We start from the raw sequence: 12369 nt of genomic DNA on the forward strand, positions 1-12369 counted from the left end.
GCCTCCTTTCCGGCGGCGGATGGCGACGGGAGCAACCGCGCGAACTAACGCGGCGGGTCCGACGGATTGGTGTGTGCGGTGGTGGGGTGGGTGTGTACGGCGTTCAGGAGTTGAGCCGCTCCGCGGACGGCGGCGGTGTGGGGCGCGGGGACGGGACGCAGCGGCACGTGCAGCCGGTCGGCGAGTCGGCAGGTGATGTCGGGGTGGAGGGCACCGCCGCCGGCCAGCAGAGGGCCCCGGGCCAGTGCGTCGGCCGTCAGGCAGGTGCGGTCCTGACGGAGCATCGAGGCGGTCATGTCGGCGAGCGCCTCGCCGATCCGCTCGGGCCCGGTCGTCCGGCTGCGGGTGTCGTCGGTGCCCAGAGCGGCACGGCGCGCGTCGTGCACGGCGCCGTCGGCGAGCAGGGTCACCTCGGTGAGATGAGCGCCGATGTCGATGACGAGCAGCGGCCGGGACAGGTCGGCGCCCGCGGCGTGGGCGACCGCACGGGCGCTGGGGACGGTCAGCACGCTGCGCGGACGCAAGGCCTGGACGGCGGTGCGGGCCTGGGAGCGATAGGCGAGCCCGTCCAGGACCGGTGCGGCCACCACGATCAGCGGCCGGGACAAGCGGGGCAGCCGGTGGGCGAGGAGCCGCTGGAGCATCCGTGCCGTGCCGGGCGCATCGATGATCGTGCCGCGCTGAATGGGATGGATGGCCCCGGCGCCTGGGAAGGTCACGGTCGGCACGTCGAGGATCAGTCCCCGCCCGGCGATCCAGGCGCGGGTGCGTGCGCTGCCCATGTCGAGGGCGACACCGGGGTGCTGAAGACGCCGGGACCGGGACCGGTGACGGAGCAGGATCATGGGCCGGTCTCCGGCGTGTGGGGGCAGCGGGCGCAGTAGCGGGCCTGCGGCACGATCATGAGACGGTCGCGGTCGATGGTGCGACGGCAGCGGTGGCAGCGCCCGTAGCCGCCCTCGGCGATGCGGTCGAGGGCCGCCTCCACGTCGGTGAGGACCATGCGGGCGCAGGCCGCGAGCGCCTGGTCGACCTGCGAGTGGGCGGGGGAGTGCTGCTGGAGGGACCGACCGGTACGGGAGGCGGCTGCCTCGGCGAGCCGGCGCAGTTGGTCCTCACGGAAGCGCCGCTGTTCGTCGAGGTCGTCCCGCAGAGCTGCGAGGTCCTGGAGTGACAACTGCGCGCTGTGGTCGCTGACGGTCTGGTGGTTCACCACTTCACCCCTTGGGGCAGGGCGGGAGGGACATGGGCGGCGGAAGCAGGGGCTGACGGAGAGGAGATACGGCGGGTCAGATGGTGGCGCGGCGTCGGCAGGTGACGCAGTACCGGGTGTAGGGGAGGATCTCGAGGCGTTCCTCGGGAACGGGGGTGCGGCAGCTCTGGCAGGTGCCGTAGGTGCCGTCTTTGATGCGGGCGAGCGCGGCATCGATGTCCTGCAACGCCTGCTCGATCGCGGCCTTCTGCGTGGACATCAGCTGCTCGTCGGTGTGACCGTCGGCGGTGAGTGCCTGGAGCTGGGCGAGGCTGGCGGTGCGGGCGTGTTCGAGACGCCGGCGGGATTCGTGAGCGGCGGGCCGCTCGGTGCGGGATGCGTCGAGTGACACGATGTTGGGTCCCTTCGGGGCTGGGGATGTGCGGGTATGCCGCGTGCCGGGCCGTCGGGGCCCGTTCACCGTCCACCCTGGCCCGGCCGCCGGGCGGAACCCATCGGGCGCGAGCCCCATTTCCCCGGAACACGGGCTCCATCCGCCTCCCGACGAGGGGGCCCGATCACCCGGCAGCGCACCTGTCGCGGAGGGAATGGGCAGGGCGCACCCCGGAATGTGGGGCCTGGGCCCCATCGCCGTACGGGGCCGGGCCGGGAGAGGCTGGCATGATGCCCGATCGTCGGCCAGGACCGCGGTTTCCGCCCGGGCCACGCGATGACCGACAGTGGAGTCGTACGGGGTGGTGGGTGTGTTGTTGAGGGAGGGGTTGCGCGGTGTCTCTGTTCTGGCGGATCTTCGGGCTGAACGCGGTGGTGCTGGGCGCGGCCACGGCTCTGCTGTTGTGGGCCCCGGTGACGGTCTCGGTGCCGATCCTGCTGACGGAGGCCGTCGTTCTGGTGGTGGGCATGGGGGTCATGCTGATCACCAACGGTGCGCTGCTGCGGCTCGGTCTGGCGCCGCTGGCCCGTCTGACGGCCCTGATGGCGACCGTTGACCTGCTGCGTCCCGGTCAGCGGCTACCGGCGACCGGCAGCGGCGAGGTCCCCGAACTGATCCGTGGTTTCAACGCGATGCTCGAGCGATTGGAGAGCGAGCGGGCGGCGAGCAGCGCGCGCGTTCTGCTGGCGCAGGAGGCGGAGCGGCGCCGGATCGCGCAGGAGCTGCATGATGAGGTCGGCCAGAGCATGACGGCGGTCCTGCTGGTGCTCGGGCGGGCCGCGGACGAGGCCGACGGGGCGCTGCGCGAGGAACTGCATCAGGCGCAGGAGATCACCCGGGGGAGCCTGGACGAGGTGCGGCGCCTGGTGCGACGGCTGCGCCCCGGAGTCCTGGACGACCTCGGCCTGGTCAGCGCGCTCTCCTCGCTGGTCAACGATTTCGCGGCTCATACCGGGCTGCGGGTGGTGCGCAGGTTCGACGCCGGTCTGCCGGCGCTGGACGACGGGGCGGAGCTGGTGTTGTACCGGGTGGCGCAGGAGAGTCTGACCAACGCCGCCCGCCACGCCGACGCCGAGCGCCTCGAAGTGGCCCTGGAGAACAGCGGCGACGCGGTGACACTCACCATCACCGACGATGGCCGGGGCACGGAGACGGCATGCGAGGGCGCCGGTGTCCGAGGGATGCGTGAGCGGGCCCTGCTGATCGGCGCCGACCTCGACATCACGTCCACGCCGGGGGCGGGTACCCGTGTCCGGCTCACCGCCCCTCTCCCCAGGAAGCAGCTGTGACCATGCACGACCCGTCCCGCCCCACCCCGGCCGAGCGTCCCGAGCCCGCCGGTCCGTCGGCGCCCGCGATGTCCCCGATCCGGATTCTGCTGGCCGACGACCATGCGCTGGTGCGTCGCGGGGTGCGCCTGATCCTGGACCGGGAACCGGACCTCGAAGTGGTCGCGGAGGCGGGCGACGGGGCGGAGGCCATCGAGATGGCGCGGACCCACGGCGTGGATCTCGCGGTCCTGGACATCACGATGCCCCGGCTGACCGGCCTGCAGGCGGCCCGTGAACTGGCCGCGCGGCACCCGGGGTTGCGAATCCTGATGCTGACGATGCACGACAACGAGCAGTACCTCTTCCAGGCGCTGAAGTCGGGGGCGTGCGGCTACGTCCTGAAGTCGGTCGCCGACCGGGACCTCGTCGCGGCCTGCCGGGCGGCGATGCGTGATGAACCGTTCCTGTACCCGGGAGCGGTCACGGCACTCATCCGCAACTACCTGGACCGGGTCCGGCATGGCGAGGAGGCCTCCGCCGATCTTCTGACCCCGCGTGAGGAGGAGGTCCTCAAGCTGGTGGCGGAGGGCCATTCCTCGAAGTCGATCGCCGAACTCCTCTTCATCAGCATCAAGACGGTGCACCGCCACCGTGCCAACCTCCTGAACAAACTCGGCCTGCACGACCGGCTGGAACTGACGCGGTATGCGATCCGGGCGGGGTTGATTGAGCCGTGATCGGTGGGTCGGCTGGTTGGTGTGGTGTGTCGGGTGGTGTGTGTCGGGTGGTGGTTGGTTTGGGTGGGTGTGGTGGTGGCTGTGTGTGTTGTTCGGGTTGCGGGGGGTGTGTGGTGCTTGCAGGGTGGGCGTGGTGTAGTGCTCGTCGACCGTGAAGAGGATGGGTTCATGCGTATTTCCCGGAATGCTGGCGTGCTTGTGTCGGGCGCGTTGTGCGGTGTGCTCGCGTTGGGTTTGGCGGGCCCGGCGTTTGCTGTGGTCGCGGAGGGGCCGGCTCGTGGTGGGGTGGGTGTGTCGGTTGCGCCTGTGCCGGGTGCTGAGGCGCTGGCCAAGCAGAATGCGGCGCTGGCGGGGGCGGGTGCGGTCGTGGAGCCGGTGACCGGTCTGGTCGCGGGTGTGCTGAAGGCGCCGGATGGCAAGTTGCCCAAGGAGGAGGCGGCCAAGCATGCGGCCGAGGTGAAGAAGGCGCTGGACTCTCTGGTGGCCGGGGCGAAGGCTTCGACCGGCAAGGCGCGTGCGCAGGCGCCCGGTCCGGAGCTGGTGGCGAAGGCGGCGGCGGATCTGCAGACCAAGGTGGACGCCCTGGTGAAGGCCTCCGCCGCCGGGGACGCGAAGGCGACCGCCGCCGCGCTGCAGGCGACGTTGACCGGGACGGTGAACGTGGTGGTCGCGATCGTGCTGGGTGGCGATCTGCCGGCGCCGGATCTGGAGGGTCTGCCGAAGCTGCCGACGCTGCCGGGTGTGGATCCGGCGCAGACGCTGCCGTCGCTGTAGGCGTCTGAGGCGTCTGAGGCGTCTGAGGCGTTTGAGGCGTCTCGAGGTGATGGGGAGGGGCCGGCCCTGTTCGGGGGCCGGCCTCTTTCTTGGGTGCGTCCGTGCGGATCGGTGTGTTCATCGGTGCGTGAGGGGGTGTTCCGGCGGGGGCTGCCGGCTGGGCGGGCGGGCAGGCGGCGTCCGGTGCCGGCGGGTGTGGCCCGGCTTTCGGTCCCGGGGTCGGTTCGCCGTGTGTTGCTGCTGGGGGTTCCAGGGGTTGGGGGGGGCTTTGTCAGGGTGTCTGTGCGGGCAGTGAGGCGCTTGTGGAGTGTTCGGGTGTGGCTGTTGTGGGTTGCTCAACAGGGGCGGGATAGCGTGGGGTTGCAGTGGCGTCGCGGTGCGGTGGCAGCTGTGTGCGGGTCGTCGGGTAGGGCGGTGGGTGCGTGGGGGCGCATTCGCGGCTCGCTGGCCCGGACCGTTCACTGCCCGAGGGAGCCCACGTCCAGATGACCGCCACCGCGCCGCCCGGCGACCCCGGCCTGCTCTCCCGCCACGAACTCACCGTTCTCGCCGACTACTCCACCCTGCTGCTCCAGGACGACGACGCCCGCCTGGGCGAGCCCGGACACGCCTGGTTCGACGCCCTGGCCGGCAACTGGATCAACACGGCGCCCGGCGTCGTCGCGATCGGGGCCGCCCGCCCCTTCACCGTGCCGGTCACCGTGGATGTGCGCCGCACGCCCCCGGCCGGCGACAGTGAACTGGAGCGGGCCGACCACGTCACCCAGGCCCGTCTCGCGCTGCCCTCCGGGCGCCTGCTGGTCTCCATGCAGGACACCCGCGACGAGATCCCCCGCATCCCCCTGGCCCCCGGGAACTATGCCGTGCGTATCTGCTCCCACGGCCTGAACACCCTCTCCGAGGACGCCTTGGACGGCGAGGACCGCTACCACGTGGTGCTCTGGCCCACCGACGAAGACCAGCCGGCCCAGGTCCTCAAGCGCTACCCCGACCCCCTTCCCGGCGGCTAGCCCGAAACCACCGGGCAGGTCGCAGGAAGCCACCCGTGACAACGAGACCGCGGCCGTCTGCTTGTCACGGGCGGCGATGGTGGTCCTGCCCACGAAGGCGATGCGCAGCCCGGTCGCAAGTGGTGGCGGGCCGTCGCCGCGCCGCACCCGACGGCGGTGGCGGGGCCGGCGGGGGCCGGTATGGCGGCGCACGGTCCCGCTCACCTCGCATGACGGTGGTGCCCGCCCACCTTCACCTTCTCGCGGGGGCCGGCCGGTGCTCTGCACCAGTGCAGACGTTCACACAACGGCGCGGGACCGTGAGGTCAGGGGCGTGGTTCGTCGAGGTACTGGTCGGCCCAGGCGCTGATGATGTGTGCGGCGCGCTGCGCCTGTCCCCGCGCGGTCAGCAGGTGGTCCGCGCCTTCGAGGGAGATGAAGCTGCGGGGGTGGCGGGCTTCCTGGAAGATTTCTGCGGCGTTGTCGATGCCGACGGTGGAGTCGGTGGGGGAGTGCGCGACCAGGAGGGGAAGGTCGAGCTCGCCGATCGTCTCGCGCAGGTGGGCCTTGCGGACGTCCTCGACGAAGGCGCGTTTGAGGACGAGGGTGCGCCCGCCGACGAACCACTGGTGGGAGCCGTCGCTGAGGACGCGGTCCAGCACCGAGTCGTACTGGCGCTCGACGTGGCTGGGGTCGACGGGTGCGGCGATGGTGGCCAGCGCGCGCAGGCCGGGGATCTCGCGGGCGGCGGCGAGGGCGGCGGCGCCGCCCCAGGAGTGCCCGACGAGGAGGTCGACGGGGGTGCCGCGGTCGGCCATGAAGGCGGCGGCGCGGATGGTGTCCTGGACTTTGACGGTGAAGGAGCCATCCCCCCAGTCGCCGTCGGAGTCGCCGATGCCGAGGTTGTCGAAGCGGAGTGTGCCGATGCCCTCTTTGGCCAGCTGCTTGCTGACGCGGGAGGCGGCCGGTGAGTCCTTGCCGAGGGTGAAGCCGTGTGCGAAGAGCCCCCAGCCGCGAACCTCGCCGTCCGGCAGGTCGATCACCCCGGCCAGTTCGGGGCCGACGACGCTGGGGAATCTCACTTTTTCTTTCACTGTGGTGCTCACCTAGGCAGGAACTGATCAGGGGACGGGTGGCCGCGCGTGGCACCGGCCGGTGCCACGCGCGGGCCGGTGAGCAGCATGCCATGTACGGATCACCACTTTCGACAGACCGGATCCGCTCGGAGCCCGGCAGTCTCCGCCGGTGCGCACCGGCCCGAGGGCTTCGCTGGAGGTGGCTCCGCTGGAGGTGGCTCCGCTGTATCTCCTCACGGATGGTGTGACGCGGGGGAGTGAGGGGGACGCCCGTGGGACAGTGAGCAGACCGCGACCCGTCTCGCCGCCCGCACGCGCCCGGACCTGGACCTCCTCCTCGTCGACGCCGGCGACGGCGTCGACGAGCGGCAGGTCTTGCTGTCCGTGCCGGGCCGCGGCCCGGGCGACGTGGCCCCCCGACGCGAACGTCACGTACGGCCAGGACATGACGAACTCGCCCTCCATGCCCGCGACAACTGGAAGATGTTCCACCGGCCCTGGGCCTGCGGCCCTGCTCCTGACACCCCGCCGCCAGCCCCTGCCCCCTGGGGTAGTGCGTGGAGACAGGTCGGTGACGGCTCCGGGCTCCGGGCTCCCCATGGTGTTACCGGGTGATCGGTACGCCCCCGCCGAGCAGGGCGTCGACGATCGACGTCGCGGCTTCCAGGCCGGCCTGCTCTCTGGGGGTGAGTTCCTGGGGGCCGTCGTCGTCGGCTGCGGCCATACCGGCGCCGCCGAGGACGGCGCAGGCCGCCAGCAGGGTGGACACGAACAGGGTGCGGATGCGCATGGGGGTTCTCCTGTCTCTGCTCGCCCCGTGTCTCCGGTCCGGTGACGGGCAGTGGTGCGGGGCGGGCACGTCGCCGGTCAGTGGTTTTGGCACGGTCATTGAACCGGGGCGGGCCGGGGCGGCCGGTGACGACACGGCTGGGGCGCCCTCAGAACCCCACGGCCGGGGGCTGCGCGGCTTGCGGGTGCGGGCCCGTGGGCGGAAGCCGGGAGCTCTCGGCGCCTCCGCGCTCGCCCCGGGCGGAAGCTGGGCAGGGGGTGGTTTGCGGCGTGTGGATCGGCGGCAGGGCGGGCCGGGCTGGCTTGCGCCCTCTCGCGCGCGGCCGGCGGCATGGCGCGGCGGACCGTGGGGCGGCGGGTTCGCGGGGAGGGCGGCGTCGAGTCGGTACGGGGAGGAGTCCGGGCCGGGAGCTGTCCGGACTCCTCGCCCCCCTTGGGCGGGTGTGAGACCCGTAACGAACTCCCGTGATCAGTTTCCTCCGCGGCCGGCTCGCCGCCCAGCGTCCCCTGGGCACATCGACAGCCTTGCTGTACCGGTGGTGGGACCGCCGCACCGCCCGGCCGGACGACGAAGGCGAGGGGCGGGGATGGAGAGGCGGGCCCTGGCGAGGGTTGTCGCGATCGTCGTCTGCGGCGCCCTGGGCCTCACCGCCGGCCACGGGGCAGTCCGGGCGGTACGGCGGTGAGGGCCGCCCTGCGGCGCCCCCGCTTCGGCCGGTGGCAGTGGCACGCCGATACCCCGGGGGGACGAGGGTGATCAATAAGGTGCTCGTCCGGGTCATGTACGCGCTGTTCCTCGGCGGCATGGTCGCCTACGTCGCCCAGGGCCTCTTCCGTGACGGCGGGGTGTCGGCCGCCTTCGGGGCCGTCACCGTGGCCGTCTGCGCGGTCTGGAACCTGCGCCGGGCCACGGTGCCGCGCGGCCGGCGCCCCGGCCGCACCGGGACCCGCCTCGGCCGGTTCCTGCTCACCCGTACCGGCCTGGTGGTCGTCCTCGTCGTGCTGGCGCTGTGCGCGGCGCTCGTCATCGCGATCGGCGACGACGACTGCCCCTCGACGGACTTCGCCGGGAAGTGCCGTATGCCCCGCCACATGAACTGGTAGCCGCACGGGCCTGCAGCCCCCCGGTTCGGCCGTGGTGCCCGGGCGTCTGCCGTGACGGCCGCGGGGCCGGTGTCGGTCGCCGGCTTCAGTGCGGTGACGGTGTCGTTCGCGCGGTCCGGGTTTCGGGGTGTCCCGATGTGCCCGGGCTCCGAGCCGTCGGGGAGGAGGTCCGCCGCCTGAAGCGTCGTTGCCCTCGCAAGCCGTGCCGGTGATCTGGCGGGGGTTGGCGTCCGAATCACTCCGAATCACGGGGGAGCGCCCCAACGGCCCTTCCGCAGCGGCTTCCTGGCGGCTGCCGTCCCGTGGCCCCGCCCGCTCTGGCATGGCTTCGGCACGGCCTGGAGAACCCCCCTCCCGGCGCCGGCACGCGCGTGGCAGGATCGGGTGATGTCCATCGAGTATGTGCGGTTCCAGTCGGCCGTGTCCGATGAGCGGGGCCAGTTCAAGGGTGTGTTCGGGCTGGTCAACAACCTTGCCCGCACCGGGCGGCTGACGGCGGAGCAGGATCGGTTCCGAAGCGAGAACAATGCGTGGTACGACGCCGCCTATCCGGACCCGTCGACGGTGGACCCGAGTGTGTACGACCCGGCGGTCCATCCCGGGGCCGCGGCCTGGTTCAAGCCCTCGGCGTCCCATCTCATCGAGCGGGTGGCGGGGTATCTGGAGATCCTGTCAGCGCACGGCGTGGACTGCCGCGCGGTGAAGTCGACCGACCCGGGGCGCGTGATCTACGAGGACGACGTGCAGATCGTGGTCCTGCCTCACACGGGCTGACCTGCGGGAACATTCCGTCGAACCCCGCCACGCACCCCGGGATCCCGCCACTCGACCCCGGCTTCCGGCTTCCGGCTTCCGGTTTCCCGCTGGGCTCTGCCTGGCCGGAGGGTTTCCTTCCCGGCCGCGTCCCGTGCCGCTGATGCCGTCGGCCGGCAGTGCGAGGCGAGGGAGCGGGGGAGTGCCGGACACCCGCGGGCATCCCCGCGGGCCTGCGCCTGGATGCCGGCCCGGCCGCGGCGAGTGCCACGACAGGGCCGCCCGCTGCTGACGGGAGCAGTACCTCTGGGAGCTGCGGCCTACGTCGATGTCGTCGGCGGCGCCTCCCTGGCCGGCCCTCTCGCCGCCGGTGTCTTCCGGGTGTTCCGGGTGAAATCACCAGCCGTCGGCCGGAGGTCGGCGGCACGCGGTGTGCGCCACCACGGGGAGCAGGCCGGACCCCGTTCTCGTGGACAAGCCGCCCCGTCAGGTGCGGGGGTCTGTCGGGCGGTGCTGCGGGTTCTTCGTGCAGCGGACCTCGTCCCACCGGATCGCGGTCGACGGGCGGTGGTGGGGGCGCTGTCGGGTTTTGCGTCACGACTGTCCTGCGGGGCAGGTGCCCGGACGGCGCGTTGCCTTGTCTGTGCCAGGCTGCCGCCCGATTATCACCGTTATGCACGAAAACTACACGTATTTTAGTCGTGGGGGCCTGCCGGCCGGCGTGCGCAGGGTGGTGGTGGGGGCCGTGACGGCCGCCGCGATCGGCTGTGCCGCGGCCCCGGCTTCGGCGCTGGCCGCCGATGCCGGGCCATCGGGCGCCGTCAGCGAAGAGAAGGTCCCGGCCGACGCACTGGACGGCGAGGGCGGGTACGGGACCGCGGACACCCCGGCGCCCGCGGCCGGGTACGGCGACGAGGACCACGGCCACGGGTACGGCTCCGGTTCGGGGGAGGAGTCCTCCGGCTACGGCGAGGAGGAAGCCCCCACTCCTGCCGCGCCCACGCCGTCGTCGGTGGTGGGAGCACCGGCCCACGCCCTCCCCGACCCCGAGCGGGTCGACGACACCTCCCACGACCACGCCCTCGACTCCAACCCCCGACCCCGACCCCGAGTGCGAGCACGACGGGTCCGCCGGCCGGTCAGTCGACGCCGCCCGCCGCGCCCTCCTCCTCTGCGCCGGCGGTCACGGCACCGCCGACGGCGCCGGCCGCCCCGTCCCCGCGCGGGCCGCAGCTCGCCGAGACGGGCCAGGAGTCCCGGGGCGGCATCCTCGCCGCGCTCGCCGCGCTCCTTGTCGCCACCGGCGTGGGCCTGCGCGTCCTGGCCCGCAAGAAGCGTTCCGGCGGGTGCGCGAAGCCCTGACCGGGAGCGGCCCGGGGGCGTGAGGACGGCTCTTCGTCCGCGCCGCCACCCCATCGCGCCGCCACCGCACCGCACCCCCACCCCACCCCCACCCCCACCCCCACCCCACCCCCCACCCCACCCCACTCCACCGCGCCCCGCCCGGGCGGGGCGGGGGCGGGGTCCGTGTGCAATCGACGTCAGGCGGCAGCTGCTCGTCGGCCGGGCGTCCACCGGCCCGGGCTGGTGGACGCCCGGTTCGGGAAGCCGTCGTGGCCGCCCGCCGGCCCGCCGGTTCCCGGGCCGTAGCGCCGCGGGGTCCTCACCGTTGGTGGCGAGTGCGGCGCAGGTGTGTGTTCTGGCCCGAGTGCCGGCGCAGCGCGTCGCCTTGGTGGGTGGTCTTGCCGGCGTCCAGGCCCAGGAACACGCCGACGTTGACGGTGTCGAACCTCGTGCTCTCAACTCCCTTGTTGCGGAGCTGGTCCGGGAGGGGGTGTCGTACGGCCGTGGCTGGTGCCGTCGTGGTCCGGCCGTGCTGCGGGGGCGGTCGGCTCCGCAGGGCGTCGGGCCTCTTGGAACAGGCGGTTCGTGTGCTGTTCCAGTACGCCTCCCAGGGGCAGTTGCGGGGCGTAGCAGGACTTCGCGGAGGCAGCCACGTGTTGTGCGGTGAGGTCTCACGGTGGGATTCCGGTACGGCGGATTTCGTCGACCGGGCTTGTCCGGACGGCGCGTCTCGGGTTCGCCCGGGCACCGGGCCGTCGTGCTCCTGGGCATCGGGCAGGGTTCCCCCGTGGTGTAGAGGGTGGTGGCCCGCCCCTGGTGGCCATGGCGGCGTACGCAGGTCGTTCATGGGCGGCCACTTCGCCGTGCAGCAGGGGGCGCCCGCCGTGTCGTTGGCGCTGCTTGCCAGGGCGTCGCCGGTGCGGGTGGCGGTGATGACGGCACCGAAGGGCCGCCTGGGGTTCTTTCCTGGCCTGTTCGATGGCCAGTCGCATGGTGTGCTCGTGACCGGTCCCGGCGTCGGCGCGGGTGCCCCCGTGGAACACGGCCGGTGTCGCTGCTCCTGCCGTCACGGCCACCGACCTGCCGGGGAGCCGGCGCCTGTCCGGGTTCACGCGGACCTTCTGTGCGGCAGGGCCGGCCGGGGCTGGAGTCCGGTCATGCCCGCGTAGAGGCCGCGGTGGAACAGCAGGGGACGGGTGTGCGGCGTGGTCCCGCGATCATGGACCGTGCCCACGGCGATCAGGTGGTCCCCGCCGGGGTGGACCGCCGCGACCGTGCACTCGAGCCATGCGCAGGTCTCGTCGAGTCGGGGCAGGCCCGAGGGGGAGGGGGTCCATGCGACGTCGGCGAATTTGTCGATGCCCGGCGTCGCGAAGGTCGTGCTGATGTCGCTTTGGTGGTCGGCGAGGATGTTGACACAGAATCGGCCGCCGGCCGCGATGCGCGGCCAGGTGGTGGACGTCCGTCCCGGCAGGATGACGATCTGTGGCGGTTCCAGGGACAGCGAGGAGAACGACTGGCAGGTGAAGCCCACCGGCTCGTTGTCATGGATGCCGGTCACCACGGTCACCCCCGGAGGCGAAGTGGCCCAGGACTTCCCGGAACGACGGCAGCTGTTGCGTGGTCATGAGTACCTCTCCCGGTCCGTGTGACGATCTTGGTGTCCCGTTTGCGCGCAGGAGTTCAGGCCCGTACCGGACGGTGCCCGCTGCCCGCAGGTCGGCCAGGGTCGGGAAGCCGTCGATGGCCATCAGGAGATCCAGCTCGGCGAGGAGCGCCCGCAGCTGTGCCACCACACCGTCCGTGCCCCCGGCCGCGAGGGCGTAGGCGTACGGCCGTCCGACCCCGACCGCGGTCGCCCCCAGCGCGAGTGCCTTCGCCGCGTC

The 12369-nt window shown here is 72.6% G+C and carries 14 protein-coding genes; 6 read left to right on the plus strand and 8 right to left on the minus strand.

Annotated features, from left to right (window positions below):
• Positions 1-44 precede the first annotated feature (44 nt).
• The 3 genes from ACNYS0_RS42785 to ACNYS0_RS42795 form a co-directional block, all read right to left on the minus strand.
• The gene (locus ACNYS0_RS42785; protein WP_422482371.1) at positions 45-845 is read right to left on the minus strand and encodes a rod shape-determining protein; all 801 of its coding nucleotides are present in this window, start codon (positions 843-845) and stop codon (positions 45-47) included.
• Entirely contained in the window at positions 842-1216 is a 375-nt protein-coding gene (locus ACNYS0_RS42790) for a TraR/DksA family transcriptional regulator (RefSeq protein WP_422482373.1), read from the minus strand. The genes ACNYS0_RS42785 and ACNYS0_RS42790 overlap by 4 nt, the downstream gene beginning before the upstream one ends.
• Positions 1217-1289: 73 nt before the next feature.
• Positions 1290-1604: a TraR/DksA family transcriptional regulator gene (locus ACNYS0_RS42795; protein ID WP_422482376.1), complete on the minus strand. Its 315-nt coding sequence runs from the start codon at positions 1602-1604 to the stop codon at positions 1290-1292.
• Between the two features lie 377 nt (positions 1605-1981).
• On the opposite strand from ACNYS0_RS42795, the gene ACNYS0_RS42800 reads away from it, so the two are divergent.
• The 4 genes from ACNYS0_RS42800 (at position 1982) to ACNYS0_RS42815 (ending at position 5438) form a co-directional block, all read left to right on the plus strand.
• Entirely contained in the window at positions 1982-2935 is a 954-nt protein-coding gene (locus ACNYS0_RS42800) for a HAMP domain-containing sensor histidine kinase (RefSeq protein WP_422482377.1), read from the plus strand.
• A gap of 68 nt (positions 2936-3003) precedes the next feature.
• The gene (locus ACNYS0_RS42805; RefSeq protein ID WP_422482917.1) at positions 3004-3654 is read left to right on the plus strand and encodes a response regulator; all 651 of its coding nucleotides are present in this window, start codon (positions 3004-3006) and stop codon (positions 3652-3654) included.
• A 138-nt stretch (positions 3655-3792) separates the two neighbouring features.
• Entirely contained in the window at positions 3793-4428 is a 636-nt protein-coding gene (locus tag ACNYS0_RS42810; protein ID WP_422470505.1) for a hypothetical protein, read from the plus strand.
• Between the two features lie 485 nt (positions 4429-4913).
• A complete protein-coding gene (locus ACNYS0_RS42815) occupies positions 4914-5438 on the plus strand; it encodes a hypothetical protein (protein ID WP_422470504.1) in 525 nt (174 codons plus the stop codon).
• Between the two features lie 305 nt (positions 5439-5743).
• Here ACNYS0_RS42815 and ACNYS0_RS42820 read toward each other — a convergent pair whose 3' ends face one another.
• Together ACNYS0_RS42820 and ACNYS0_RS42825 are read right to left on the minus strand one after the other, a co-directional pair.
• Entirely contained in the window at positions 5744-6499 is a 756-nt protein-coding gene (locus ACNYS0_RS42820) for an alpha/beta hydrolase family protein (RefSeq protein WP_422470503.1), read from the minus strand.
• A gap of 598 nt (positions 6500-7097) precedes the next feature.
• Positions 7098-7283 carry a hypothetical protein gene (locus tag ACNYS0_RS42825; protein ID WP_422470502.1) on the minus strand — a complete coding sequence of 62 codons (186 nt, stop codon included), beginning with the start codon at positions 7281-7283 and terminating at the stop codon, positions 7098-7100.
• 752 nt (positions 7284-8035) lie between these two features.
• Between ACNYS0_RS42825 and ACNYS0_RS42830 the strand changes: the two genes are divergently transcribed.
• Entirely contained in the window at positions 8036-8386 is a 351-nt protein-coding gene (locus ACNYS0_RS42830; RefSeq protein WP_422470501.1) for a hypothetical protein, read from the plus strand.
• 387 nt (positions 8387-8773) lie between these two features.
• On the plus strand, positions 8774-9160 hold the full coding sequence (locus ACNYS0_RS42835) for a hypothetical protein (RefSeq protein WP_422482380.1): 387 nt from the start codon (positions 8774-8776) through the stop codon (positions 9158-9160).
• Between the two features lie 1118 nt (positions 9161-10278).
• Here ACNYS0_RS42835 and ACNYS0_RS42840 read toward each other — a convergent pair.
• The 3 genes from ACNYS0_RS42840 to ACNYS0_RS42850 all read right to left on the minus strand — a co-directional run.
• Positions 10279-10566, minus strand: a complete 288-nt coding sequence (locus tag ACNYS0_RS42840; protein ID WP_422482382.1) for a hypothetical protein — start codon at positions 10564-10566, stop codon at positions 10279-10281.
• A 1025-nt stretch (positions 10567-11591) separates the two neighbouring features.
• The gene (locus tag ACNYS0_RS42845) at positions 11592-12044 is read right to left on the minus strand and encodes a flavin reductase family protein (protein ID WP_422482384.1); all 453 of its coding nucleotides are present in this window, start codon (positions 12042-12044) and stop codon (positions 11592-11594) included.
• The coding region (locus ACNYS0_RS42850; RefSeq protein ID WP_422482386.1) for an alpha-hydroxy-acid oxidizing protein at positions 12028-12369 on the minus strand (342 nt) is incomplete at its 5' end. The genes ACNYS0_RS42845 and ACNYS0_RS42850, both read right to left, overlap by 17 nt.

Source organism: Streptomyces anthophorae (genome assembly GCF_049310305.1).
Taxonomy (GTDB): domain Bacteria; phylum Actinomycetota; class Actinomycetes; order Streptomycetales; family Streptomycetaceae; genus Streptomyces.

Excerpts from the sequence above, each read along its gene's own strand:
- ACNYS0_RS42785 (WP_422482371.1), bottom strand. The coding sequence starts at position 845 with ATGATCCTGCTCCGTCACCGGTCCCGGTCCCGGCGTCTTCAGCACCCC.
- ACNYS0_RS42805 (WP_422482917.1), top strand. The coding sequence starts at position 3,004 with ATGTCCCCGATCCGGATTCTGCTGGCCGACGACCATGCGCTGGTGCGT.
- ACNYS0_RS42815 (WP_422470504.1), top strand. The coding sequence starts at position 4,914 with ATGACCGCCACCGCGCCGCCCGGCGACCCCGGCCTGCTCTCCCGCCAC.
- ACNYS0_RS42825 (WP_422470502.1), bottom strand. The coding sequence starts at position 7,283 with ATGCGCATCCGCACCCTGTTCGTGTCCACCCTGCTGGCGGCCTGCGCC.
- ACNYS0_RS42835 (WP_422482380.1), top strand. The coding sequence starts at position 8,774 with ATGTCCATCGAGTATGTGCGGTTCCAGTCGGCCGTGTCCGATGAGCGG.